At 67.0% G+C, this 24,072-nt stretch carries 21 protein-coding genes; 5 read left to right on the top strand and 16 right to left on the bottom strand.

The genetic code is table 11. The features are described from left to right. Window positions 1–178: 178 nt before the first annotated feature. Entirely contained in the window at window positions 179–778 is a 600-nt protein-coding gene (locus AC3WLC_RS12850) for a superoxide dismutase (RefSeq protein WP_291680586.1), read from the top strand. Between the two features lie 64 nt (window positions 779–842). Here the strand turns inward: AC3WLC_RS12850 and AC3WLC_RS12845 are convergent, their stop codons facing one another. Together AC3WLC_RS12845 and AC3WLC_RS12840 are read right to left on the bottom strand one after the other, a co-directional pair. Beyond that, complete coding sequence (locus tag AC3WLC_RS12845) at window positions 843–2,540, bottom strand: methyl-accepting chemotaxis protein (protein WP_493684290.1); 1,698 nt, start codon at window positions 2,538–2,540, stop codon at window positions 843–845. A 134-nt stretch (window positions 2,541–2,674) separates the two neighbouring features. Then, window positions 2,675–3,502 (bottom strand): ChbG/HpnK family deacetylase, encoded by an 828-nt coding sequence (locus tag AC3WLC_RS12840; RefSeq protein WP_493684289.1) that lies wholly within the window; start codon window positions 3,500–3,502, stop codon window positions 2,675–2,677. A gap of 91 nt (window positions 3,503–3,593) precedes the next feature. Here AC3WLC_RS12840 and AC3WLC_RS12835 point away from each other — a divergent pair, with 91 nt between their 5' ends. Then, window positions 3,594–4,628 carry a glycosyltransferase family 2 protein gene (locus AC3WLC_RS12835; RefSeq protein ID WP_493684288.1) on the top strand — a complete coding sequence of 345 codons (1,035 nt, stop codon included), beginning with the start codon at window positions 3,594–3,596 and terminating at the stop codon, window positions 4,626–4,628. Between the two features lie 192 nt (window positions 4,629–4,820). Next, window positions 4,821–6,347 (top strand): murein biosynthesis integral membrane protein MurJ, encoded by a 1,527-nt coding sequence (gene murJ, locus AC3WLC_RS12830; protein ID WP_493684287.1) that lies wholly within the window; start codon window positions 4,821–4,823, stop codon window positions 6,345–6,347. 1 nt (window position 6,348) lies between these two features. On the opposite strand, the gene AC3WLC_RS12825 is transcribed toward murJ, so the two are convergent. From AC3WLC_RS12825 to AC3WLC_RS12795, 7 genes are all read right to left on the bottom strand, one after another. Continuing rightward, complete coding sequence (locus tag AC3WLC_RS12825) at window positions 6,349–7,329, bottom strand: NAD(P)H-dependent flavin oxidoreductase (protein ID WP_493684286.1); 981 nt, start codon at window positions 7,327–7,329, stop codon at window positions 6,349–6,351. 121 nt (window positions 7,330–7,450) lie between these two features. Next, window positions 7,451–8,317 carry a branched-chain amino acid aminotransferase gene (locus AC3WLC_RS12820; RefSeq protein WP_493684285.1) on the bottom strand — a complete coding sequence of 289 codons (867 nt, stop codon included), beginning with the start codon at window positions 8,315–8,317 and terminating at the stop codon, window positions 7,451–7,453. 164 nt (window positions 8,318–8,481) lie between these two features. Beyond that, window positions 8,482–8,799 carry an AzlD family protein gene (locus AC3WLC_RS12815; protein WP_493684284.1) on the bottom strand — a complete coding sequence of 106 codons (318 nt, stop codon included), beginning with the start codon at window positions 8,797–8,799 and terminating at the stop codon, window positions 8,482–8,484. Then, the gene (locus AC3WLC_RS12810; protein ID WP_493684283.1) at window positions 8,786–9,517 is read right to left on the bottom strand and encodes an AzlC family ABC transporter permease; all 732 of its coding nucleotides are present in this window, start codon (window positions 9,515–9,517) and stop codon (window positions 8,786–8,788) included. The genes AC3WLC_RS12815 and AC3WLC_RS12810 overlap by 14 nt, the downstream gene beginning before the upstream one ends. Window positions 9,518–9,783: 266 nt before the next feature. After that, entirely contained in the window at window positions 9,784–11,112 is a 1,329-nt protein-coding gene (locus AC3WLC_RS12805; protein ID WP_493684282.1) for a hypothetical protein, read from the bottom strand. Window positions 11,113–11,179: 67 nt separating this feature from the next. Continuing rightward, window positions 11,180–13,267, bottom strand: a complete 2,088-nt coding sequence (locus AC3WLC_RS12800) for a hypothetical protein (protein ID WP_493684281.1) — start codon at window positions 13,265–13,267, stop codon at window positions 11,180–11,182. 175 nt (window positions 13,268–13,442) lie between these two features. Further along, complete coding sequence (locus AC3WLC_RS12795) at window positions 13,443–14,147, bottom strand: hypothetical protein (protein ID WP_493684280.1); 705 nt, start codon at window positions 14,145–14,147, stop codon at window positions 13,443–13,445. 256 nt (window positions 14,148–14,403) lie between these two features. On the opposite strand from AC3WLC_RS12795, the gene AC3WLC_RS12790 reads away from it, so the two are divergent. Next, complete coding sequence (locus AC3WLC_RS12790) at window positions 14,404–15,018, top strand: 4'-phosphopantetheinyl transferase family protein (RefSeq protein ID WP_493684279.1); 615 nt, start codon at window positions 14,404–14,406, stop codon at window positions 15,016–15,018. Between the two features lie 4 nt (window positions 15,019–15,022). On the opposite strand, the gene AC3WLC_RS12785 is transcribed toward AC3WLC_RS12790, so the two are convergent. The 7 genes from AC3WLC_RS12785 to pheS form a co-directional block, all read right to left on the bottom strand. Next, window positions 15,023–15,766, bottom strand: coding sequence for a TerC family protein (locus tag AC3WLC_RS12785; RefSeq protein ID WP_493684278.1), 744 nt, complete (start codon window positions 15,764–15,766; stop codon window positions 15,023–15,025). Between the two features lie 21 nt (window positions 15,767–15,787). Continuing rightward, the gene (locus tag AC3WLC_RS12780; protein WP_493684277.1) at window positions 15,788–16,492 is read right to left on the bottom strand and encodes a TerC family protein; all 705 of its coding nucleotides are present in this window, start codon (window positions 16,490–16,492) and stop codon (window positions 15,788–15,790) included. A gap of 72 nt (window positions 16,493–16,564) precedes the next feature. Further along, on the bottom strand, window positions 16,565–17,644 hold the full coding sequence (locus tag AC3WLC_RS12775; protein ID WP_493684276.1) for a tartrate dehydrogenase: 1,080 nt from the start codon (window positions 17,642–17,644) through the stop codon (window positions 16,565–16,567). Continuing rightward, the gene (locus AC3WLC_RS12770) at window positions 17,641–18,543 is read right to left on the bottom strand and encodes an alpha/beta fold hydrolase (protein ID WP_493684275.1); all 903 of its coding nucleotides are present in this window, start codon (window positions 18,541–18,543) and stop codon (window positions 17,641–17,643) included. The genes AC3WLC_RS12775 and AC3WLC_RS12770 overlap by 4 nt, the downstream gene beginning before the upstream one ends. A 226-nt stretch (window positions 18,544–18,769) precedes the next feature. Then, window positions 18,770–21,193, bottom strand: coding sequence for a phenylalanine--tRNA ligase subunit beta (pheT, locus tag AC3WLC_RS12765; protein WP_493684274.1), 2,424 nt, complete (start codon window positions 21,191–21,193; stop codon window positions 18,770–18,772). Next, complete coding sequence (locus AC3WLC_RS12760; RefSeq protein ID WP_493684273.1) at window positions 21,190–22,377, bottom strand: glycosyltransferase; 1,188 nt, start codon at window positions 22,375–22,377, stop codon at window positions 21,190–21,192. The genes pheT and AC3WLC_RS12760 overlap by 4 nt, the downstream gene beginning before the upstream one ends. 30 nt (window positions 22,378–22,407) lie before the next feature. After that, window positions 22,408–23,490 carry a phenylalanine--tRNA ligase subunit alpha gene (gene pheS / locus AC3WLC_RS12755; RefSeq protein ID WP_493684272.1) on the bottom strand — a complete coding sequence of 361 codons (1,083 nt, stop codon included), beginning with the start codon at window positions 23,488–23,490 and terminating at the stop codon, window positions 22,408–22,410. On the opposite strand from pheS, the gene AC3WLC_RS12750 reads away from it, so the two are divergent. Continuing rightward, entirely contained in the window at window positions 23,489–24,070 is a 582-nt protein-coding gene (locus AC3WLC_RS12750) for a hypothetical protein (protein ID WP_493684271.1), read from the top strand. The two genes, pheS and AC3WLC_RS12750, sit on opposite strands and share 2 nt — an antisense overlap. Window positions 24,071–24,072: the final 2 nt, after the last annotated feature.

Genomic DNA, 24,072 nt, shown 5'->3' with positions numbered 1-24,072 from the left:
CCCGCACGTCGCAAGCCGACCTTGCCGGATTTCTCAGGGTCCGGCGGTTGCCGCTGCCGGCCGAGGGGCTTAACTAACAGGCGAATGGCGGGGTGTTCCGCCGGGCAATCATTGCCCAAGCGTTGCGTCATTACAGCCATTCTCACGTCGCGATTTCGACAGCCCAAGGAGAGGCCCCATGTCCTTTACCCTGCCCGATCTTCCCTATGCGCATGACGCCCTCCAGCCCTACATGTCGAAGGAGACGCTGGAGTACCACCACGACAAGCACCACCTCGCCTACGTCAACAACGGCAACAACGCGATCAAGGGCACGGAATTCGAGGGCAAATCCCTCGAGGAGATCGTCAAGGGCTCCTACGGCAAGAACCCGGCCGTGTTCAACAATGCCGGCCAGCACTACAACCACCTCCACTTCTGGAAGTGGATGAAGCCCAATGGCGGCGGCAAGCTGCCGGGCGCGCTGGAGAAGGCGATCGTCGATTCCTTTGGCTCGGTCGACAAGTTCAAGGAAGACTTCGTCGCCGCCGGCGTCGGCCAGTTCGGCTCGGGTTGGGCCTGGCTCGAGGTGAAGGGCGGCAAGCTCGCCGTCAGCAAGACCCCGAATGGCGAGAGCCCGCTGGTCCATGGCGGCACGCCGATCCTCGGCGTCGACGTCTGGGAGCACTCCTACTACATCGACTACCGCAATCGCCGCCCGGACTATCTCAAGGCCTTCCTCGACAGCCTGGTGAACTGGGACTACGTCGCCGAGCTCTATGACGGCGCCAAGGCCTGATCGTCATTCCGATCGGTAAGTTTCGACGGGGCCCTGCGGGGCCCCGTTTCGTTTTCGCCCGGGCTCAAGCGGCGACGCGCTTGAGGAACTGGTCGACGGTCGAATCAAGCCGCATCGCCTGGGCCGAGACCTCGCCGGCGGCATGGCGAACCTGATCGGCCGAGCGGCCGGTTTCCTCGACGCTGTCCGCCAGCACGCTGAGATCGCTGGAGACCGAGAGCGCCGAGGTGCTCGCCATGGCGACGCCGCTGGCGATCTCGCCGGTAGCGATCGCCTGCTGCTCGATCGAGGTCGCGACCGAATTCGCGAAGCTCTCGATCGCGCCCATGCGTGTGGCGATGTTCTGGATCGCGTCGACGACCTCGGTCGTCGCGCCCTGGATGGCGCCGACCTGGCTGACGATCCGGTCGGTGGCGTCGGCGGTCTGCGAAGCCAGGCTCTTCACCTCGGCCGCGACCACCGCAAAACCACGCCCGGCTTCGCCGGCCCGAGCCGCTTCGATCGTCGCGTTCAGCGCCAGCAGATTGGTCTGCGCGGCGATATCGCGGATGAGATTGACCACCTCGCCGATCGCCCGCGCCGTCTCATCCAGAGCCTGGACGGTGCCGGCCGTATCGCGGGAGGCGGACGCCGCCTCGACGATCTCGGTGCGGACGCGGCGGATCTGGAATTCGACCTCGCGGATCGCCGCGCCCATCTCCTCGGCCGCCTGGGCAGCATTCTCGACATTGGCCGAAGCGCCGTGCGAGTTCTGGGCGGCCCGGGCGGCGCGCTCCGACGACTCGGCCGCAACCCGTGCCAGGCCGTCGGAGGCCTCGCCCATCCGGTCGGCATTGCTCTTGAAGGCTTCGAGCGCGACGCCGACCTCGCCGCGGAACAGCGCGATCGCCTCCTCGGTGCGCTTCTGCTGGCTATGGCGCTCCGCTTCCGTCGTCAGCTGCTGCTGCTGCAGGCTCGCCCGCTCGGCGAGGCGCAGCTTGAGCACGCCGAGCGCCCTGGCGATCGCCCCGATCTCGTCCTGGCGGCCGGCCGCGTCGATCGGCGTGTCGAGCTTGCCGTCGGAGATGCCGACGATCGCCCGCGTCATGCTCTTCAGCGGCCGCATCGTCCGCGACAGCGAGATCCAGAGCAGCGGCCCGAGCACCACGAGCAAGGCGATGCCGATCCCGATCGTCAGGAACTGCTCCCAGGCCGAGCGGGCGATGAGCCGGGTCTTGTCGAAGCGCAGGGCGACATAGCCGATCTGCTTCTTGAAGCCGCCGACCCGAACCGAGAGCAGTTGTGTCACATAGGTCTTGTCCTCGAGCCGCAGCGTGTCCTGCTCGGCGAGCAGGTCCCAGGCCTCACGCCCGAGCTGTCGGCCGAGCTTGTTCGGGGTGAACGACAGGCGCGACTCGTCATTGCGGCCGGCAGAGGCGAGCGCGACGAGATCGTCGGCGACGAAACCGGCGTCGAAATCGGGATCGCGCTTCAGCGATTCCAGGATGTAGCTCAAGGTGATGGTGTCGCGCGCCAGGATCAGCGGCGGCGAAGCATGGGCGATCATCGCGGTCAGCGACATCATCTTCTGTTCGAGATCGCCGCGCGTCTTGGCCTCGTTGTAGCGGGCGGCGGCGATCACGACGAAGACGATCGCGACGGCGACAATGGCGACCGCAGCCCCGGCGATCTGGCTGCTGAGCGAGCGCATCACCCGCTCGACCTGACCGAACTGCGGTGCGACCGCATGCGATCGCGGCGCCCGCGACTGAAACCAGGCCATCACGCTCATCTTCCGCGGACTCCAGACAGCGACATCCCCAAGCTGTCGGGACTGCCACATCACAGAGTGAACGAACGGCGTAAATTTTCGATTGCAGTCGACGCGTCCTGCACGCGCGGCGACAGGACCCGCGATCAAGCGGCAGCAGCGAAGCGACCGATCCGCAATCCTTGCGGAGCGAACACCATCAGCGCCGCATGTTCGATCGGGCGCGTCGCGACCACCGGATCGAGCGTGACGAGCTCGTCGTCGACATGGCCGGGATGGCACATCACCAGATGTGCCGGCCCCGGCCGAACGAGGAAGCGTGGGAGATCGACTGCGAAATCGCGCTGGGGGTCGAAGGGGGAGAAGCCCGAGAAGCCGCGATTGACCGGGACGCCACGCCGGGCGGCGGCGCGGCGCAGCCCCATGGCGAGCCCGGCGACGGTCAGCGCCTTGCCGACCGCGATGCCGCGAGCCCGGATCGCCGCGATCGAATCGCTGGGGTCTCGCAGATAGACCGAGCCGGCCGGATAGCGGGCCGCCAGCGCATCGAGCACCTGATGGCGGATGCCGGGCAGGACATGAACGTGCTGGTGGCCGTCAACGAAATCGGGCGCCCGGCCGAGATGCTGCTCGAAGGCGTCGAGCTGGCGGGCTATCTCGGCCGCTATCTCGGCGCGCGCCGCGCCGGAGCGCAGCGCCAGCCGGGCGAGTTCGCCGAGCTTCGGCAAGCTGCCCGACGGCGCCACGGTCGGCATGGCCGAGAGCGGGGCGGCGCAGGTCAGGTTGAGGTGGAGGCCGAGATCGGCCCGGCCGGAGAATGCTGCAAGCTCGCCGGCCAAGCGTGGCCAGTGCGGCCGGTTGGTCATCGCCCCCGTGGCCGAGAGCCTGCCGGCGGCGAGCAGCTCCAGGATCGAGCGGCTGACGCCGTCGGTCATGGCGAAATCATCGGCGCAAAGCACGAAGCTGCGGATCATGCCGGCTGTTACCCCCTATTCATCAGCGCTGGTATATGGAGCCTGCGGCTGGTTCCACAGCCCTAGCCGAGCAACAAGGGTCCTGAAAGTCTTGTCCGCGATCGCGCCCGCTTCCGCCTCCACCACGACGCCGGCCCTCACTCCGCGGCCGGAGCTCTCGATCGTGGTACCGGTCTACAACGAGGCCGACAATCTCGCGCCGCTGGTCGCACGGCTCGAGCCAATTCTCGACGCCCATGTCGCCTCCTGGGAGATCATTTGCGTCGACGACGGCAGCCGCGACGGAACGCTGGCGGCGCTGCGAGCCCTCAATGCGCAGGACAGCCGGATCAGCGCGATCTCGTTCAGCCGCAATTTCGGCAAGGAGGTCGCGATCGCAGCCGGGCTCGACCATGCCAATGGCGACGCCGTGGTGATCATGGATGCCGACCTGCAGCACCCGCCCGAGGTGATCCCCGCCTTCCTGGCGAGATGGCGCGAGGGCTTCCTCAACGTCTATGGCCAGCGCACCGACCGCGAGGGCGAGAGCCCGCTGAAGCGCAATTTCGCCAAGGCGTTCTACAAGCTCTTCGCCAGCTTCGGCGAGACCGAACTGCCGGAGGGCGCCGGCGATTTCCGCCTGCTCGACCGGCGCGTGGTCGAGGCGCTGCGGGCCCTGCCCGAGCGGGCCCGCTTCTCGAAGGGCCTCTATGCCTGGGTCGGCTTCCGGGCGACCGGCGTGCCTTTCGCGGTCGCCGACCGCGCCCATGGCGAGAGCAAGTTCCGCTTCCGCAAGCTGTTCAGCTTCGCCTTCGACGGCATCTCTTCGTTCTCGACGGTGCCGCTGAAGATCGCGACCTGGCTCGGCGTCGCGATCGCGATCGTGGCGACCCTGACCGGCCTGTATTTCATGGTCCGGACCCTGCTGTTCGGCACCGACCTGCCCGGCTTTCCCTCGCTGATCGTCTCGATCATGTTCTTCTCCGGCATCCAGCTGATCTCGCTCGGGATGATCGGCGAATATGTCGGGCGCATCTTCGCCGAGGTGAAGCGCCGGCCGCTCTATCTGGTCGGCGAGCGCGTCGGCTTCGACAGGCACGACAGCGCCCACCCACGCTGCGACGCGCTGCCGCCGGGGATCGGGTAGCGCTCCGTCATTGCGAGGAGCGAAGCGACGAAGCAATCCAGGAGGACGTAGAGCACTGCCGCCCCTGGATTGCTTCGCTGCGCTCGCAATGACGGGGATGGCGTGGGCCCACGCGCTGGACCATCTCCCGCGACGCAGCTATGCGGCTAGCTGCAAAGGGGACCGCCGATCGTGGCGGGCTCGAGTGGCGCGATGCTGAGAAAAATCCTCTCCGTCAGCGGCTTCACGCTGCTCTCGCGACTGTCCGGCTTCCTGCGGGATACCGTGCTGGCGGCGACGCTCGGCGTGAGCGGGCTGATGGACGCCTTCTCAGTCGCGTTGCGCCTGCCCAACCATTTCCGCGCCATCTTCGGTGAAGGCGCCTTCAACCAGGCCTATATCCCGGCCTATAGCCGCATCCGCGAGCAATCGGGCGAAGCGGCCGCCGCGCAATTCTCGAACCGCGTCTTCTCGCTCAACCTCCTCGTCCAGATCGTCCTGGCGGGGCTCGCGATCCCGTTCATGCCGGAGCTGGTGCGGCTGCTGGCGCCTGGCTTCGTCAATGATCCCGCCCGCTTCGACCTCGCGGTGACGCTGACGCGGATCACCTTCCCCTACCTTCTCTTCGTCACGCTGGTGACGCTGCTCTCGGCCAATCTCAACGCCGTCGACCGCTTCGCTGCTGCTGCGGCCGCGCCGATCCTGCTGAATGTCTGCCTGATCGGAGCGCTCTTCGTCGCCTTCCTGTTCCCGAGCGCGGCCCATGCCGCCGCCTGGGGCGTCGCCATCGCCGGCGTGCTGGAATGGCTGCTGCTCTGGATCGCGGCGCGGCAGGCGGGCGTCTCGGCGGCGCTGACGCGGCCGCGGCTCGATGGCGAGGTCAGGGGCTTCTTCAAGGCCTTCGGACCGGCGGTGATCGGCTCGGCCGGCGTGCAGATCGCGCTCTTCGCCGACACGATCATCGCCTCGCTCCTGCCCGCAGGCGCCTATTCGGCGCTGTACTATGCCGAGCGCCTCTACCAGTTGCCGCTCGGCGTGATCGCGATCGGTGTCGGTACCGTGCTGCTGCCGACGATGAGCCGCGCCATCGCCAACGGCAACGAGGCCCGGGCGGAAGCGGCGCAGAACCGCGCGATCGCGCTGACGCTCGTCGCCGCCGCGCCCTTTGCCGCCGCCTTCCTCGCCATCCCCGAATTGATCGTCGCGGCGCTGTTCGAGCGCGGCCGCTTCGACGATGCGGCGACGCAGGCGGCAGGCGCCGTGCTGTTCGCCTATGCGATCGGCCTGCCGGCGATCGTCCTGATCCGCGCCCAGGTCTCGAGCTTCCAGGCGCGCGGCGACACCACGACGCCGATGCTGGTCTCGCTCGCCGCCATCGCAGCCAATGTCGGGCTGAAGCTGCTGCTCTGGCGCAGCCATGGCGCGCCGGGCCTCGCCCTCTCTACCGCCGTCGGCGCCTGGATCAATCTCGGAGCGCTCTACGGCCTGGCGCTGAAGCGCGGCTGGACCAATCCCGATCGCGCTTTGCCGCTGCTGATCATCATCGTCGGCGTCGCCGCCGGCTTCGCCGCGCTGGTCGCCCGCTTGCTGGCCGAGCCGCTCTACGGCCTGCTGATCAGGTTCCCCTACGAGCCGCGCCTGATCGCGCTCGCGATCCTCAGCCTGGTCGCGGCCGGCATCTATGGCGTGGTCGCGCTTGGGGGATTGAGGTCGGCCGGGCTCTGGCGGCTGCTGCGGTAGCTCAGCCTGCGATCAACCGGGCGCCGGACTTGAGCCGACCAGCCGCCTCATCGACCATGCGCGCGACGATCTCGCCCGCCGACGGAATGTCCGAGATCAGCCCCGCCGCCTCGCCGAAGACCACTGCCGCCTTGTCGAGATCGCCCGCCATGAAGGCCTCGCGATAGGCCGGCGCCTCCTCCTCGATCGCGGCGCGCAGTTCAGCCTCGCGGCCGCGCCATGTCGCGATGAAGGCGTTGTCGCTGACGCGGATGTCGAAGGGCTTCGGCCAGTCGAGCCGGCGGGCGATGTCGGGCAGCGCCGAGCGCACCGTCTGATCGCCGCTCGCGGCCAGCGCCGCAGCATGATGATTGGGATGGACCAGCGCTTCGCGGCTCGCCCAGAAGCGCGTGCCGACCAGGACGCCGTCAGCGCCCAGCATCAGCGCCGCGGCAAGGCCGCGTCCGTCGGCGATGCCGCCGGCGGCGAGCAGTAGCGTGTCCGGACTTTCACGCGCCAGCAGATCGGCGACCTCCGGCACGAGCGGAAGGGTGCCGCGGCTGTGTCCGTGCCCGCCGGCCTCGGCGCCCTGCGCGACGATGATCGCCGCGCCCACTTCAAGCGCAGTGCGGACATGGGCAAGGCTCTGGCACTGGCAGATCAGCGGCACGCCGGCCGCCGCGATTTCCTTGGCGAAAGGCGTGGGATCGCCGAAGGAGAGCATCAGCGCCGCAGGCTGGCGGGCCAGCACCTCACCCAGCAGCTGCGGCTGCTTCGCCAGCGACCAGGTGATGAAGCCGCAGCCGGTCCGAGTATTGCCGGCGGCGGCATATTGCGTGGCGAGCCAACCAGCGTCGCCATAGCCGCCGCCGATCAGGCCGAGCCCACCGGCGCGGGTCACAGCGGCGGCGAGCGCCCCGCCGCCCGCCAGGGCCATCGGCGCCGAGAGGATCGGATGCTCGATCCCCAGGCGCTCGGTCAGGCGGGTGGCAAGCCGGGCCATGGAAGCCTCGTCTGAAATCCGGCAAGTCGCTTCGCGATGCCGGCTTTATCCATCGTTGGACATCATGCACTTGCGTGATGTCCAACGAGCGGAATACGCAATCCTCTTCGAGGATTGCTTATCAGGCGCCCTTGCTGTGGGCGAAGTCCATGTAGAGCTCGCGCGCCTTGCGGAACATCGGGCCGGGCTGCAGCTCGCGATCGTCGATCTTGTAGATCGGGATCACCTTCGAGTAGTTGCCGGTCGAGAAGATCTCGTCGGACTGCTCGAAATCCTCATAGCGCAGCGTCGTCTCCTCGACGGTGACGCCGGCCTGGCGCAGCAGGCCGATGGTACGCTGGCGGGTGATGCCGTTCAGGAAGGTGCCGTTCGGAGCTGGCGTCTTCACCACACCGTCCTTGGCGAGGAAGATGTTGGAGGTGCCGGTCTCGGCGACATTGCCGAGCATGTCGAGCACGAGCGCATTGTCGAAGCCCCTGCCCTTGGCCTCACGCAGGACGCGGGCATTGTTGGGGTAGAGGCAGCCGGCCTTGGCGTCGGTCGGCGCATTCTCCAGGGTCGGGCGACGGAAGGCGCCCTTGGTCACCGAGAAGCCCTTGCCGGGATCGCCCATCGGCGCCTCGAACAGGCAGAGTGCGAACTGGGTCGATTCCGGGTCGCCGATGATGGTCGAGGGACCATCCGCCTCGGCCCAGTACATCGGCTTGACGTAGAGCGCAGTGCCGCTGGTGAATTTCTTCACACCCTCGGCCGTCTTGGCCACGATCTCCTCGGCCGAGACGGTCGGCTTAAGGCCGAGCGCGAGAGCGGAACGGTTCACGCGCGCGGCATGCCGGTCGAGATCGGGCGAGACGCCGTCGAAATGCCGGGCGCCGTCGAAGACGCAGGAGGCCTGCCAGGCGGCATGGGTGCGCGGCCCCATGATGCCGGGATTGCCCTCGCGCCATTCACCGTCGAACCAGGTCCAAGTCTGCGAATACCAGGCCATCATGCGCTCCGCTCAATAAGGTTCCGGCCGGCACCGTCTGCCGCAGGCAAAGCGGCGTCAACAGGCCGGCGAACGATTGCTGTGATGGGTGCGATCGTAGCCAGTGATGGATCGCCGCGGCAGGCACGACTTCGCTCACACGCCTGCGCGATCGCGCCCCGACCTCAGAAGCCGGCCGCTCGCATCAGCGCGACCACCACCATGCCCGTCACGAGCGCCAGCAGTTCGCTGCGCCTGATCACCATGCTGGCGATCGCCGCGAGCAGTGCGAGCCCAGCGGCGAGGCCGAGCCGCTCGATCAGCGGCAGCACGGTCGCGACCACGATCGAGCCCGGCAGGGCGGCGAGCCCGCGCCGCACCCGCGGTGTCAGCGGGATGAAGCTCATCAGCACGACGCCGGAGATGCGGCAGAGGTAGGTCGCCAGCGCCATGCCGAGGATGGCGAGATAGGGGCCCCAGCTTCCGGGTTCAGGCAGGGTCATCGAGCAAGGCTCCCGCCACGGCGCCGGAGAGTGCGCCGACGATGATGAAGGCATAGCCATCGACCAGCCGCGCGGTGACGAGCGCGACGATGCCGGCGATGATCCAGGGCAGCGCGGCGCGCTTGCCGCGCCAGAGCGGCACGATCATCGCCGCGAAGAAGATCGGCATGACCATGTCGATCCCGTATTTGCGGGGATCGGCGACGAGGGTGCCGAGCAGATAGCCCGGGACCGTCATGGCGACCCAGACGACCCAGAGCGCCAGGCCAGCGCCGAGCACGACACCGACATCGCGTCCGCCCTCGCCATGATAGCGCGTGCCGACCAGCCAGTTGGCGTCGGTGAAGAAGGAGAGTTGGAAGGCGGTCACGAACCAGGGATAGCGCGCGAACCAGAGCTGCAGCGACGCCGCCTGCAAGATGGTGCGGGCGTTGACCGTGGCCGTCACGAACGCGAGCGCTAAGATCGCGCCCCAGGTCCATTCCGGCCGCCAGAGCTCCATGGCGACGAGCTGCGAGACGCCGGCATAGACCAGCGCGCTCATCAGCACCGCCTCGAACAGGCTGAGGCCCTTGGCCGAGGCGGCGGCGCCGAAGGCGACGGCGAAGACGATCACGCCCGGCATCAGCACGGAGACGCGGCGCAAGCCGAGCCGCATGCCGGCCAGGGTGAGCTGGGCCGCAGGTTGCGGCTCGGATCTGTCGTCGGAGGAAGGCATGGGCCTCGGGGCAGTTTCGCCGTGGATCACGGCTGGCTAGCAAAAACCGCTCCAGGACGCGACAGGAGCCTGCGCAAGGCCCCGTTGCCGGCACGACAGGCCCAGGAAGCGCTTACTGGCGATCTTCTCGAAAGTGTTGCAGCCGGTCAGTAAAGCGGCGTCAAGGGCAACGCAGAGCGCGACGACGGCGGAACTGCGGCGCTTCGGCGATCCGAATCCGGACCGCTGAAGCATATGTCCTCGCGGGGTGGCCGGGATGGTGCGGGCTACATGCACCGGGGGCGCTGCAGTTCCGCCTGGCGCTTGGCAAGCTTGGCGAGGGCCTGGGACTTGATCCCGGCAGCGTTTCGATGAGACGGGCAGGCATTTGCCGCAGCAAGTATCTGCTTTGCCGCGGCGATCTCCTGCCGGGTAATCGGACAGAAATCCCAAAAGAAGCGCGGCTGAGTTTGCATGACCGCGCCGGTCTGCCCTGCCAGGTCGAGCTCCTTCCGCCGCAAGGCAGCGTAGTTTCGCTCGAAGGCGGCTGCACAGTCTGGCGTGGCCTTCGGCTTCGCCTCCACCGCAGGTGCCCTCGGCGCAACGACCGAAACGCCGGCAGGCGTCCTGTTCGGTGCGGTGGGGATGGTCGTCTCATCGGGGAAACCTTCGATGCCGGTCGTATCGAAATTTCCGACCGGCCCGCCCGTGGCGGCAGCATCGGCACACAAGGTGCGCAGCCGCACTCGCGCTGCGCCGATGCCGTCGACGTTCACCCGCCCCCCGAACGGGCCATTCTGCTGGCGAGACAGCTGGAACTCGATGTAGGGATCGAAGTTCTGGCGCTGATCGGGTGGCGGGTTGTGCTTGTCGGCCTCGGCGAGGTCCTTGACCAGTTGCGTCCAATCCTTGGGATTCGCGACACCGTTCGCGCCGAGCTTCACGATCATCCCCCAGCCCCCGATGACGAACTCGACGCGATCGAGGCGAAGACCCGGCTTGGCAAGGGCCCGAAGGCCGATCGCATCCTTTGCCCGGCAGTACATGATGAAAGCGTCCACCGCGGGCGCCGGCTGCGGTGCCTTCGCGCTGGGAACGTCTTGGAAAGCGACAGTCCGAACATAGGCGATTGGCGCCCCGGCACGATTGGTGGTGAGCGACCAGGCCTCGAACCGGGTGACGGCCGGCGCCGCAGGAGGCGCCGTCTGCGGCGGTTCGGCCGTCATCGGCGCCGGCCCCGAGGGAGTCGGTGTTGCCGGCGTCACGGCCGGAGCTGGCGATGCGGCACCCTGCCCTTGCCTGCTGCGCAGGGTGCCGACGCACATCTGCTGCAGCTGGGGCCGGAGCGAGACCTTGCCGGCCTCGGCCATCTCGCCCATCGCCGCCTCCTGGACGCCCATGCAGGCGCAGAACTCCTCGACCTCCCCGATCTTGATGTCGGGCGGGGCCGAGGCGAGGGTCTTCCGGCAGAATTCGGTGCCCTCAGTCACCTTTCGGCGTAGATCGTCCGGTCGGGGGGACGGCGACGTCTGGGCCGTGACGGCGCCAGCCGCGAAAAGGCAGCCTGCGAGCAAGAGCAGGCCGAAACGGCCGGTCGTGCGCCCAACCATGGACATCCCCCGATCCAAGGCGGCGCGGCGCCGGGCCTCGCCCGATCTCCGCTCCGCACATCACAGACAATTCCTAGCAACCGACCTGCCGCATCTGCGCCCGGGCGGTGCTGATGGCGGTGTTCGATTCGCCGATCAGCTTCTTGACGAAACCATGGGCGCTGCAGGCCGCGATCCTCTGCTTGACCTCGTTGTGAAAGGCGACGGTCTGCCGCGACGCGCTGCAGAATTGCGCCGGCGAGGAGACGTTGTTCAGCGCCGGGATGAGCTGCTGCATCCTGGGCATCATGGCGTCGCCGGTACGCTTCAGCAAAGCGCGGCATTCGGCTTCGCCCAGCGCCGGCGCGGCGGGCTTGGGCTGTGGCGCCACGGCCGAAGCCTGTCCGGGAGAAGGGACGACCAGCGCCTCCTCGGGAAAGCCGTCGATGCCGGTGGTGTCGTAGCTGCCGGCAGGCGCTCCCCTGGTGATCGCATCCGAGCACAAGGCCCGCATCCGGGCTCGCGCCGACGTCAGCCCGGCAAGGCTGACCGAGCCGCCGGGATCCGACGCCATGCTGTTTCGGCTCCCTTTCTTGGGAAGGTCGAGCTCGACATGGAGCGGGCCGGAGGCGATGTCCGGCTTCCGTTCGAAGAACTCCGATTTCTTCACGAACGACGTCCAGCGGTCCAAATTCGTGACGGCGCCGTTCTGATCGAGCTTCAAATCGTCGCGATGGCCCGCCGAGCCGATGCTGACGACGCTCTCGCGCACGCCCGGCTTGAAGAGCACGCGGGCCCCGACACTGTCCTTCGCGCGGCAATAGAGCAGCAGGGCTTCGACCTTGGGCGGAGGCGGCGTCTCCCCTGACTCCGCCATCTCCTGACTGGGGATCGCCCGCACATAGGCGATCGGCGCGCCGCCCTGATTGCTCGCGATCGTCAACGCCCTGTGCTTCTCGACCGGCATGGGCGTCGGCGCCTGGGCCGGGGCTTCGACGATCTTGAACAGCGAGCGGCCGACCTGCTTGACCCAGCCGGGCGTGTCCCTCGTGCAGAGCGTCAGCTTCAGCGACGGCCCGGACGCTCGCCTCCGCTCGATGACGTTGGATGCCAGAAGGGCATAGTTGATCCTGTCGCTGAACTTCTTCGCCTCGCCTTCGCCAGAGCATGAGAGATTGTAGGCTCGCTCCTGCGCACCTCCGCTCATCCCGGTGATCTGGCAACGGCTGTGGCGATCATACGAAGTCTTCTCGCCGATGAAGACGAAGCCGTCGACGTCAGGAATGTCGTTACCACCCGCCTCGGCGCAGATGCTCTGGCTCTCGGCCCAGAGGCCGAAAAACGGGTTCCTGGGCACGCCAGCATCGCTTGGCGAGGCCGCCGGGGCGGGCTGGATCGCGACCGGAGGCGCCGGAGGTGTGGCGGAAGGCACCGCCGGTGCAGCGGCCTGCCCCGGTGCCTGCGCCTGATTGCGGACGATCGCGACGCACATCTGCTGCAATTGCGGCCGCAGGGACGCCTTGGCCGCGTCGGTCATGTCGCCCCTCAACATGGCGGTCTCCTGCACGCCCATGCAGGTGCAGAACTGCTCGACCTCGCCGAGCATCATGCCGGGAGGCGCGGAGGCGAGGTTGGCTTTGCAGAAGGCTGCGCCTTCGGCAGCTCCCGGTCGCGGTTGTTCTACGGCTGCTGGAGCGGGCGCCTGCGCCGCCGCGGCGATACCGCATATCGTCCCGAGGCGACCGATTTCACGATCGGCATTGCGCAGCGGGATCGTGTCGTAGCCGGCCTTGAGCCCGGCATCCCGTATCTTCAGGATCTTCCCGGTCTTCAAGGCCGCGAAGAAACCGGGCGAAGGGGCATCGGCCTTGTTCGTATGGGCCAGGTGCGGAGAGCCGGGCCCCCGGAAGGTCATCGGAAACCTTTGGCCATCGATGTCCATCACCACGTTGCCCGTGATGTCCGGCCCCGGCGCGGCCGCATAGAAGTTCAGGCTGCCCTTGGCATCGCAACGCACGAAGGTGCAGACGTACTCGTCGCCGGGCATGACGGCACAGCCCTGCGCGGCGTTTTTCTCGTCGCCGGTAGCAGGCCCCCAGCCTTGCGCCGAAGCGGTGGTGACCGTGAACACGATGCCCGCAAGCGCGAGCAGGCCCGACCGGCCGACAATTCCCCCCAGCATGGATTTCTCCTGTCATCGACGATAAGGCGTCCCACCCGCAGCTTCCCGTCGCCAATCAGTTGCAGTATTGAACCGATCCTGCGGGATTGTGAGGAGGCTGCCCGCGGGCGCGGGCAGCCGATGCGGCCGAACATTCACCCGACTTGATCGAGCGGCGAAAACTGTTCCAGCGCCGCTATGCCGTGGGGACAGCAGGCTCTGCCTGGACAAGGGCGCTCGCCTCGATCGGCGGTGCGCCGCGCGAGACGTAGTTGCTGACGGCCGTCCGGAACATGCCTTCGGTCATGAAGGCGCGGAAATCACCGGAGCCGGCCTTGATCTCGCCCCAGAAGCGATTGTCAGCGTCGTAGCGATAGCCGTAACCCATGTATTCGTTGGTCGAACTCTCTCGGGCCGCCTTTTTCTCGGCCAGCGCACTTTCCGCCCGCGCTGCAACGGCATCAGCGATCTGGCCGAGATAGGCCTTGTCGCCGATCGACAGGTATTTCTCCGCGAGTTCGTCGACATAGACCTGGCCGAATGGCGCGATCCGCTTCACCTGCGCTGCGATCTCCGGGTCGATCTCGACCAGGGTCTGCCATTTCTTGCTGTCGAAGGCCTCCGCCCGGGCCGGAGCCGCGGTCGTGCCCCGCGACATCGAGATCAGGGCGAACGCCGCCACCAGGCCGATGCCGGCTCCGGCGGCGAGATAGAGGCCGAGATGGGTCAGCAGCTCCGATTTGAACGGCACATCCCCGGGATACTTGCTGGTGATGACCGAAAGGGGGATCTTGATGCCCATGAAGGTCGGGCGAGCAACAATGCCGGCGATGAGCCCGATCGCGGCGCCCGCTGCACCCAGCCCGATATAACGTCTGCGTTCGAGAATAGCCTGATCCACCTTCGTCATCCCCCCAATAATCAAGCCAAGACAGATCCCTGCGCAGTTCGGCAAGGCGTATGACATCAATCGTCATGACTGACCTTGCGTCGTCAACAATCGAGTGAGGTTATACAGAGTTGAATTTGTTGAGATCTGAGACGCTTTCGTGCAGCGCCTTACAGTTACGTCAACGTCATGGATCTCTGACCCATGCAAGCCGGTGAGAGGCCGTCGGCAGTGGGACAAGCGGCGACCGCCGCGCTAGAACCCGTCCATGCTCTGGCTCTCCTCTATCGACGAGACGGCCCCTGCCCTGCCGGCCGCATGGCTGATCGCGACGCAGGCAGACCCTGCGAACCTGCCGGAGCGTTCCGCCTTGCGACGCTCTGTGGCGTGCAAGGTGCTGGCACGGCAGTTCAGCCTGCCGGACGATGCTGTCGAGATCGGGCATGAGCCGGCGGGCCGACCGCTGATCGTTCGCCCGCGTGGCTCGGGTTTGCACCTCTCTCTTGCGACCAGAACCGGCCTCGTCGCGATCGCGCTGGCACATCGGCCGGTCGGCATCGATGTCGAGCGGGTTGCGCTCGCAAGCGAGCCGCCCCTTGCCGCTCTGCACCCCGCCGAGCGCCGCTGGCTGGAAAACCTGCCTGCCCCTGCCCGGCCTCTCGCCTTCGCCCAGCTCTGGAGCGCCAAGGAGGCCTATGTGAAAGCGCTCGGCACCGGCTTCATCCGCGCGCCCGAAAGCTTCGCAGTTCACCTCGATGGCTCGGAACGTTTCGTCGTCTCCGATAAGCAGGACGGCCGCACAGCGAGTGGTTTCGTCCGGCTCACGAAAAACGGCGGCCATGAAACCATGGCCGCCGCATTCATTGTCCTGGATCGAGCCTGATTTTTCAGCCCGGCTGGTCGACCGGCTTCTTCTTCAGGAGGTAGCCGACGACGACCACCACCAGCGCGCCGAGGATCGCCGCCGTATAGAATGGCGCCTTGGCCGGCAGGAGGCCGATCGGGTTGACGTCGGAGGGCGGCACGCTCACGACCCAGTTCGGCATGTTCGCCTGCAGCCATTGCAGCACCGCCATGTCGCTCAGCAGCATCTCGCCGGCGATCCAGCCGAGCAGCGCGGCGCCGAGCCAGATCAGGATCGGGAAGCGCTCGAGAACGGTCGAGAGCATGCGGGCGCCGAAGATGATCAGCGGGATGGTCAGCAGCAGGCCGAAGATGAAGAGCTCGAAATGACCACGGGCCGCCGCAGCGATGGCGAGCACGTTGTCGAGGCTCATCACCGCATCGGCGATGGCGATGGTGCGTACCGCCTTCCAGAGATTGTCGCTGGCCGCGATATCGCTGTGCGCCTCCTCCTCACCCTTGGCGAGCTTGATCGCGATCCAGAACAGCAGGAGCGCGCCGACGACCTTCAGGAAGGGCACGGCGAGCAGGTAGGTCACGACCACCGCGAAGATGATGCGCAGACCCACTGCGGCGCCGGCGCCGAGCCAGATCCCAACCTTGCGCTGCTTCTCCGGCAGCGAACGCACTGCGAGCGCGATGACGACCGCATTGTCGCCGGAGAGCAGGAGGTCGATCCAGATGATCTGGAGCAACGACGTCCAGAAGGCGGAAGATGCGAAATCCATAGGTCGGTCGGCCCCTTGTTCTTAGTGTGCCGGGTCTGGCCGGCGTTGCTTGAGGAAATAGCCGAGACCAAGCACCAGAAGGGCGCCCAGGATCGCGGCCGGATATTCGAGCTGATGGGTCAGCGTCTCGCCGAGCTTGGCGACCAGCCAGGGGTCGCTCTCGAACATCTCGCCCGCGACCCAGCCGAGCAGGCCGGCGCCGGCCCAGACCAGGATCGGGAAACGGGTCAGCAGCGAGGTGATAAGCGAGGCGCCGAGCACGATCAGCGGGATCGAGATGATCAGGCCGCCGACCAGCAGCGGGATCGAATCCTTGGCGACGGCCGCGATGGCGAGCACGTTGTCGAGGCTCATGACGATGTCGGCGATGGCGACGGTCTGCACCGCCTTCCAGAGCTTGCTGCTCGCGGCGACGGCATTCTCGTCGCTCTCGCCGTCCTCGATGATCAGCTTGACCGCAATCCAGACCAGCAGGATCGCTCCGACGATGTGCAGGAACGGCATGTTGAGGAGGGAGGCGATCAGCACGGTGAAGACGACGCGCAGCAGCACAGCAACGCCGGCGCCGAGCGCGATGCCCTTGGCGCGCTGCTCGGGCGCGAGCGCCCGGCAGGCAAGTGCGATCACCACCGCATTGTCACCAGACAGCACGATGTTGAGCGCGATTATCTCGAAGAGCTTGCCCCAGAGCGCAGCGTCGAGCAGCGAAAACGTCAGATCGGGCACCTTGTTCCTCCTCCTTTAGTCTTACGTCTTTTCGGCGCCGATCACTGCTTGTGGTCAGCGCCAGCGTTGTCGTCAAGCCAGCGCCTGCTCGATCGCCTTGCCGGCGGCCTCAGTCTTTAGGCTACCGCCGAGATCGCGCGTGCGGGTGCGGGCATCGCCGAGCGTGCGCTCGATCGCCGCCTCGATCGCCTTGGCCGCTTCATGCTCGCCGAGATGGTCGAGCATCATCGCGCCCGACCAGATCTGGCCGACGGGATTGGCGATGCCCTGCCCGGCGATGTCCGGCGCCGAGCCGTGCACAGGTTCGAACAATGACGGGAACTCGCCGGTCGGGTTGATGTTGCCGGATGGCGCGATGCCGATCGTGCCGGTGCAGGCCGGGCCGAGATCGGAGAGGATGTCGCCGAACAGGTTGGAGGCGACGACCACGTCGAAGCGGTCCGGGTTGAGCACGAAATGCGCGGTCAGGATGTCGATATGGTACTGGTCGACCGCGACGTCGGGATAGTTCTTGGCCATCTCCTTCACCCGCTCGTCCCAATACGGCATGGTGATCGAGATGCCGTTCGACTTGGTCGCCGAGGTCAGCTTCTTGCGCGGCCGGCGCTGCGCCAGCTCGAAGGCGTATTTGAGCACGCGGTCGACGCCGACGCGGCTCATCACCGTCTCCTGAATGACGATCTCACGCTCGGTGCCGCCATACATGCGCCCACCGACCGAGGAGTACTCGCCCTCGGTGTTCTCGCGAACGACGAAGAAGTCGATATCGCCGGGCTTGCGGCCGACCAGCGGGCCGGGAACGCCCGGCATCAGCCGCACCGGGCGCAGGTTGACGTACTGATCGAACTCGCGGCGGAACAGCAGCAGCGAGCCCCAGAGCGAGATATGGTCCGGCACCTGGGCGGGCATGCCGACGGCGCCGAAGAAGATCGCGTCATGGCCGCCGATCTTCTCCTTCCAGTCGTCCGGCAGCATCTTGCCGTGCTTGGCGTAGTAGTCGCAGGAGGAGAAATCGAACTCGTCCAGCCGGAGCTCGAATCCGTATTTCTTCGCAGCCGCCTCGAGCACGCGCAGGCCCTCGGGCATGACCTCCTTGCCGATGCCGTCGCCGGCGATGGCGGCGATGCGATAGACGCGGTTGGTGCGGCTCATGCGGCTTCTCCGAAGAAGGCGGTGAATTCCTGGACGACGAGATCAGGCAATTCTTCCGCGAGATAGTGCCCACCCGGCAAGGCGTGGCCACGCACATCGGCAGCGCGCTCGCGCCAAAGGGAGAGCACATCGAAGCATTTGCCGACCGCGCCGCGCTCGCCCCAGAGCGCCAGCAGCGGACAGGCGACCTTCCTGCCGCCATCGGCATCGTCATGGGCGATGTCGATCGTCGCCGCGGCGCGATAGTCCTCGCAGCTGGCATGGATCATCGCCGGATCGCGGAAGCAGCGGAGATATTCGGCGAGCGCCGCCGGCTCGAACAGTTTCATGTCCGAGGCGCGCCGGCTCGTCCAATAGAACTCCGGATCGGCGCCGATCATGCGCTCCGGCATCGGCGCGGACTGGATCAGGAAGAACCAGTGCCAATAGGCGCGGGCGAAGGCATCGCTCGTGTCGCGATACATTTCACGCGTCGGCGCGATATCGAGGGTCGCCAGCTTCAGAACCCGCTCGCCATGGTCGAGCGCCAGCCGGTGCCCGACGCGGGCGCCGCGGTCGTGCGAGCCGACGCAGAAGCGCTCATGGCCGAGCGCGCTCATCACCTCGGCCATGTCCTGCGCCATTGCGCGCTTCGAATAAGGCGCGTGATCGGCCGCGCTCGGCGGCTTCTGCGAATCGCCGTAGCCGCGCAGGTCCGGGCAGACCAAAGTGAAGCGCTGCGCGAGCGCCGGCGCGACGCGCCGCCACATGATGTGGGTCTGAGGATAGCCGTGGAGCAGCAGTAGCGGCGGCCCCTCCCCGCCGGTGCGGACGCGGATGCGCGCACCCGTCGTCGCGACATCGAGCAGCCGGAAGCCGGGAAACAGATCGTCCGCGACAGGGAGCTCGGTCAGCGACATCAGGCCTCTCGGATTGCAACAATCAGAGCCGATACCCGTATTTTCAACCGATTTCTTGCGCCGATTATTTCATAATTCTGGTCAATAACGGGAACGGTGCGGGCTGCTCCAGGCGTCATTCTCGGGCGAAACAAAGCGTAGACCCGGGAATCTCATAACAAAAAAGGCGCCAGATGGCGCCCTTTCCGGCCTGAGATGGTCGGCTCAAGGCCGACCAGGACGGTCCTTATCCGCGCAGCACGGCGCCGTAGCGCTTGGCCATCTCGGCGACGATCTTGGCTGCGACGGCTTCGATCTCGGTGTCGGTCAGCGTCTTCTGCGTCGGCTGCAAGGTCACCGCCAGCGCCACGGACTTTTTGCCCGGCTCGACGCCCGTGCCCTCATAGAGATCGAAGACGCCGACATCCGAGACCAGCGCCCGGTCGGCGTTCTGGGCGCTCTTGGCCATCTCGCCCGCCGCCACCGCCTTGTCGACGATGAAGGCGAAGTCGCGCGTCACCGGCTGGAAGTCCGAAAGCACCAGCTTCGGCTTGACCTTGGTCGGCTTGTATTTGGGCAGCGGCAGCGCATCGAGATGGATCTCGAAGGCGACCAGCGGTCCCTTGACGTCGAGCGCCTTGAGCACGCGCGGATGCACCTCGCCGAAGGCGCCGATCACGCCCTTGGGGCCGAACTGCAGCGTGGCAGAGCGGCCGGGATGGGCCCAGGCCGGACCGCCGGCGACGATCTGCAGGCCACCGACGGGAACGCCGAGGCCGGAGAGCAGGCCGAGCACATCGGCCTTGGCGTCGAAAGCGTCGACGGACTTCAACGCACCGTCCCAATGACGGCCGGCGCCTTCAAGCTTCGCGGTGCCGCGGCGCAGGCCGGCGGCGGCGATGAGTTGTCCTTCCGGCTCGTCGCTCTGGAAGACCTGGCCGACCTCGAACAGGGCGACATCGCCGAAGCCACGATCGGCATTGGCCTGGGCCGAGCGGATCAGCCCCGGCAGCAAGGACGGCCGCATGTCGGAGAGATCGGCCGCGATCGGGTTGGCGAGCACGAGCTTGCGCGAGCCGCCACCGAAGAGCTTGGCCGCGGCGTGCGATATGAAGGACCAGGTCACCGCCTCGACCAGGCCGCGGCTGGCGAGCAGGCGCTTGGCTGCGCGCGTGCGCTTCTGCAGCACGGTCAGGACCGGCTTGATCACCTCGCCCTTGATGCGCGGCAGCGGCGCAGGCGCGACCCTGTCGAGCCCGGCGATGCGCAGGATCTCCTCGACCAGATCGGCCTTGCCCTCGACATCGGCGCGCCAGGACGGTGGCGCGACCTTGACGCGGTCGCCGGCGCCGGAGACGTGGAAGCCGAGCGAGGTCAGCGCCAGCTTCATCTCGACCTGAGGCAGGTCGAGCCCGGTCAGGCGCTTGACCTCGGACCAGGGGAAGTCGATTGCACCAGGGCTGTCGGGCAACTCGCCGGCGAAGACGACCTCGGAGGGCTCGCCGCCGCAGAGCGAGATGACCATCTGCGTCGCCATGTCGAGGCCGGGACGGGTGAAGTCCGGATCGATACCGCGCTCGTTGCGGTAGCGGGCATCGGAGTTGATGCCGAGCGCACGGCCGGTGCGGGCGATGTTGAGCGTGTTCCAGACCGCGCTCTCGATCAGCACGTCGGTGGTGCTCTCGTCGCAGCCGGAATGCTCGCCGCCCATCACGCCCGCGATCGATTCGACACCGTTGTCGTCGCAGATCGCGACCATGTCGGAGGTGAGCGCATAGGTCCGGCCGTCGAGCGCCAGCACCTCCTCGCCATCCCTGGCGCGGCGCACGACGAGATCGCCCTTGACCTTGGCCGCGTCGAAGACGTGCAGCGGCCGGTTGCGGTCGAATGTCATGAAATTGGTGATGTCGACCAGCGCATTGATGGGGCGCAGGCCGATGGCGCGCAGGCGCGCCTGCAGCCATTCCGGCGACGGGCCGTTCTTGACGCCGCGCACCAGCCTGAGCGCGAAGACCGGGCAGAGATTGCGGTCCTCCTCGGCGAAATCGAGCTTGAGCGCCACCGGGCACGGGAAGGCGCCGCGCACCGGCTCGACCGGCGCGGTCTTGATGGTGCCGAGGCCGGCGGCGGCAAGGTCGCGCGCGATGCCGGCAACGCCGAGCGCATCGGCGCGGTTCGGCGTCACCGCGATCTCGATCACGGCATCGTCGAGGCCGGCATAGGTCGCGTAGGGCTGGCCGAGCGGAGCATCCGCCGGCAGGTCGATGATGCCGTCATGATCCTCGGAGATCTGCAGCTCGGCGGCCGAGCAGAGCATGCCATTCGACTCGACGCCGCGGATCACGCCTTTGCCGAGGGTGATGTCCTTGCCGGGGATATAGGTGCCGGGCGGTGAGAACACGCTCTTCATGCCGGTGCGGGCATTGGGCGCGCCGCAGACGACCTGAACCGGCTCACCCGAGCCGGTGTCGACCATGCAGACGCGCAGCCGGTCGGCATTCGGGTGCTGCTTGGCCTCGATGACATAGGCGATGGTGAAGGCGCTGAGCGCCTTGGCCTTGTCCTCGACGCCTTCGACCTCGAGCCCCACGCGGGTCAGCGTCTCGGTGATGGTGTCGAGCGAGTCGGTGGTGTCGAGATGCTCTTTGAGCCAGGAGAGGGTGAACTTCATGGTCTTCCGTCGCTACGCATCGTGACTGTCGAGAGCGCCGGGACGGCTTGATTGAGCTCGTCCTCGCCATCGGCCTTGATCTTCATGGCATTGCCGCGCCAGCTGACTTCGCGCGCGACGAAGGCATAGGCCCAGATGCCGGGGAAAGCGAGATCGCGCGCCAGATAGGCCAGCGGCGTCCGCCAGTTGACGAACCAGCCGACGCTCCTGGCCAGCACGATCTCGCCGGCATACCAGAGCGCCAGCACGGCGAGCACGCCCAGCCAGGCGGGAAAGCCGAAGGCCGGCGCGCCGAAGGCGGCGAGCACGGCCGGCACCAGCGGTCCGACCAGGATCTCGGGCGCGAAGAACGGCAGGAAGGTGACGCGGCGCAGGCGGGCCCAGCGGAACTGGCGCTGCACGACATCGCGCAGGTTGCGTGGCCCGAGCGGCTGCTCGAAGGGCTGGCCGACGAGATGGACATGCTTGCCGGCCTTGCGTACCAGCTTGGTCGCCGCAGCATCCTCGGCGATCTCGGCCGCGAGCGCGGCGATGCCGCCATTGGCGTCGAGGAAAGGCTTGTTCCAGAGCATCGACTTGCCCTGGGCGAAGCCGAAGCCGAGCGCCTCGCCGGCATATTGCCAGCGCGCCTGGAAGGTATTGAGGAAGGCGCATTCGACCTCGGCGCCGAAGCAGCCTGGCCGCGAGCCGGCCGGGGTCGAGCAGACGAGCCCGGTGTCCTCGCGCCAGGAGGCCATCAGCCGCTGGACATAGTCCTTCGGCATCAGCACGTTGGAATCGGCGAGGATCACCCAGTCGTGGCGCGCCGCCTCCCAGCCCTTGACGCAGTTGTTGAGCTTGGGATTGGCGCTGACCGCGACGTCGCCGACGATCAGGCGGACGCGATCGGCGCCATAGACTCCGATCAGCTCCTCGATCAGCGGCACGATCGGGTCATGGCCATCGGCGACGCAGAAGATCGTCTCGTAGTGGGGATAGTCGAGCTCGAGGCCGGAGGTCAGCGTCTCCCGGCTGAAGGTCTCGATGCCGCGCACCGGGCGCACGATCGTCACCGGCGGCGCCAGCTTCTGCAGGCGCGACGGCGCCTGCTTGCGGCGCAGGCGCACGAAGGCGATGCCCAGGCAGACCAGATTGGCGGCGACCATCAGCGCCGCGATCAGTCCGGCCCATTGCGCCGCGTTCATGCGTCTCCCCTTTCGGACAGTCTTGGAGGTTTAAGAGGTCAGACCGCCGGTCAGGGTCGGCAGGTCGAGCGGACGGAAGCCATAATGCGACAGCCAGCGGATATCGGCCTCGAAGAAGGGCCGCAGATCCGGCATGCCGTATTTCAGCATGGCGATGCGGTCGATGCCCATGCCCCAGGCGAAGCCCTGGTAGACATCCGGGTCGAGCCCGCAATTCCTCAGCACGTTCGGATGGACCATGCCGCAGCCGAGGATTTCGAGCCAGTCGTCGCCCTCGCCGAAGCGGATCTCGCCGTCCTTGCGCGAGCACTGGATGTCGACCTCGGCCGACGGCTCGGTGAACGGGAAGAAGGACGGCCGGAAGCGCATCTTGACGCCCTCGACCTCGAAGAACGCCTTGCAGAACTCCTCCAGCACCCATTTCATGTGGCCGAAATGGGTCTTCTTGTCGATGACGAGCCCCTCGACCTGATGGAACATCGGCGTATGGGTCTGGTCGGAGTCCATGCGGTAGGTCCGGCCCGGGCAGATCACCCGGATCGGCGGCTCCTGCGACATCATCGTGCGCACCTGGACAGGCGAGGTGTGGGTGCGCAGCAGCTTGCGCTCGCCATTGGCGTCCGGCGCGAAGAAGAAGGTGTCGTGCATCTCCCGCGCCGGATGGCCGACCGGGAAATTGAGCTTGGTGAAGTTGAGGTCGTCAGTCTCGACGTCGGGGCCTTCCGCTACGGCAAAGCCCATGTCGCCGAAGATCGCGGTGATCTCGTCGATGACCTGGCTGATCGGGTGGATGCGCCCGCGCGCCTCCGGCCCCTCGCGCACCGGCAGCGAAATGTCGAGCCGCTCGCTCGCCAGCCTGGCCTCCAGTGCCGCCTCGCCGAGCGCGTCCTTGCGGGCGGTGATCGCCTGCTGGACGGTGTCGCGCAGGCCGTTGATGCGCGGCCCCTGCTCCTTGCGCTCATCCGGCGTCATCGTGCCGAGCGTCTTCAGCAGGCCGGAGACCGAGCCGGACTTGCCGAGCGCCGCGATACGCAGCTGCTCGAGCGCCGCCTCGTCGCTCGCCGCCTCGATCTCACCGACAAGTGAATCGCGAAGGGTGTCGATGTCGTTCATGCCTGCTCTGGTCCGTTTGCGAGGCATCTTCTATGGTGTCGGCGGCGGTGAGGCTAGGGGCAATCGTGCTGGCAAAGCATCTCGCCAGCACGGAAATGCCACCCGAATTCCGGGATCGCGTGCAAAGATGACAATCTTGTCTCAAGCTCGGCGAAGCGTGCTTCTTTCCACGGCTTTTGCCGGCCTGTTCGCTGCCGCGTTTCCGGCATCGGCCCAGCAGAGCGGCCAGCGCGTCACCGTCACCGGCGAGATCAGCGACAGCTGGTGCACGATCAGCGGCCTGATGTTCGCCAAGGGCACGGCCCATCATCAATGCGCGATCTGGTGCGCGCTCGGCGGCATCCCGGTCGCGATCCGCGACGCCGGTGGCAATCTCTACCTGATCCTGAAGATCGGCGACGACGAGGACAGCGCCGGAAATCCGCGCGTGGCAAAGATGGCGACGCACGAGGTCACGGTCGATGGCGAATTGCTGGAGCGCGACGGGGTGAAGTACCTGCTGGTGGATCGCATCGCCGACGACAAGGGCGTCATCACCATGACGCAGGAGGAACACGGCATCCAGCCGTTCGGGAACTGAAG

The sequence above is a fragment of the Allobosea sp. GW821-FHT03A12 genome, from assembly GCF_058986765.1.
The sequence above is the reverse complement of the archived record's forward strand: the minus strand, read 5'-3'. Positions and strand labels throughout refer to the sequence as shown.

Coding starts and splice junctions, on each gene's coding strand:
- AC3WLC_RS12825 (WP_493684286.1), bottom strand. CDS start 7,329: ATGGCCCGGCTTGCCACCCGCCTGACCGAGCGCCTGGGGATCGAGCAT.
- AC3WLC_RS12775 (WP_493684276.1), bottom strand. CDS start 17,644: ATGAGCCGCACCAACCGCGTCTATCGCATCGCCGCCATCGCCGGCGAC.
- AC3WLC_RS12850 (WP_291680586.1), top strand. CDS start 179: ATGTCCTTTACCCTGCCCGATCTTCCCTATGCGCATGACGCCCTCCAG.
- AC3WLC_RS12845 (WP_493684290.1), bottom strand. CDS start 2,540: ATGGCCTGGTTTCAGTCGCGGGCGCCGCGATCGCATGCGGTCGCACCG.
- murJ (WP_493684287.1), top strand. CDS start 4,821: ATGCTGAGAAAAATCCTCTCCGTCAGCGGCTTCACGCTGCTCTCGCGA.
- pheT (WP_493684274.1), bottom strand. CDS start 21,193: ATGAAGTTCACCCTCTCCTGGCTCAAAGAGCATCTCGACACCACCGAC.
- AC3WLC_RS12785 (WP_493684278.1), bottom strand. CDS start 15,766: ATGGATTTCGCATCTTCCGCCTTCTGGACGTCGTTGCTCCAGATCATC.
- AC3WLC_RS12790 (WP_493684279.1), top strand. CDS start 14,404: ATGCTCTGGCTCTCCTCTATCGACGAGACGGCCCCTGCCCTGCCGGCC.
- AC3WLC_RS12840 (WP_493684289.1), bottom strand. CDS start 3,502: ATGATCCGCAGCTTCGTGCTTTGCGCCGATGATTTCGCCATGACCGAC.
- AC3WLC_RS12770 (WP_493684275.1), bottom strand. CDS start 18,543: ATGTCGCTGACCGAGCTCCCTGTCGCGGACGATCTGTTTCCCGGCTTC.
- AC3WLC_RS12815 (WP_493684284.1), bottom strand. CDS start 8,799: ATGACCCTGCCTGAACCCGGAAGCTGGGGCCCCTATCTCGCCATCCTC.
- AC3WLC_RS12810 (WP_493684283.1), bottom strand. CDS start 9,517: ATGCCTTCCTCCGACGACAGATCCGAGCCGCAACCTGCGGCCCAGCTC.
- AC3WLC_RS12820 (WP_493684285.1), bottom strand. CDS start 8,317: ATGGCCTGGTATTCGCAGACTTGGACCTGGTTCGACGGTGAATGGCGC.
- AC3WLC_RS12750 (WP_493684271.1), top strand. CDS start 23,489: ATGCCTGCTCTGGTCCGTTTGCGAGGCATCTTCTATGGTGTCGGCGGC.
- pheS (WP_493684272.1), bottom strand. CDS start 23,490: ATGAACGACATCGACACCCTTCGCGATTCACTTGTCGGTGAGATCGAG.
- AC3WLC_RS12760 (WP_493684273.1), bottom strand. CDS start 22,377: ATGAACGCGGCGCAATGGGCCGGACTGATCGCGGCGCTGATGGTCGCC.
- AC3WLC_RS12805 (WP_493684282.1), bottom strand. CDS start 11,112: ATGTCCATGGTTGGGCGCACGACCGGCCGTTTCGGCCTGCTCTTGCTC.
- AC3WLC_RS12800 (WP_493684281.1), bottom strand. CDS start 13,267: ATGCTGGGGGGAATTGTCGGCCGGTCGGGCCTGCTCGCGCTTGCGGGC.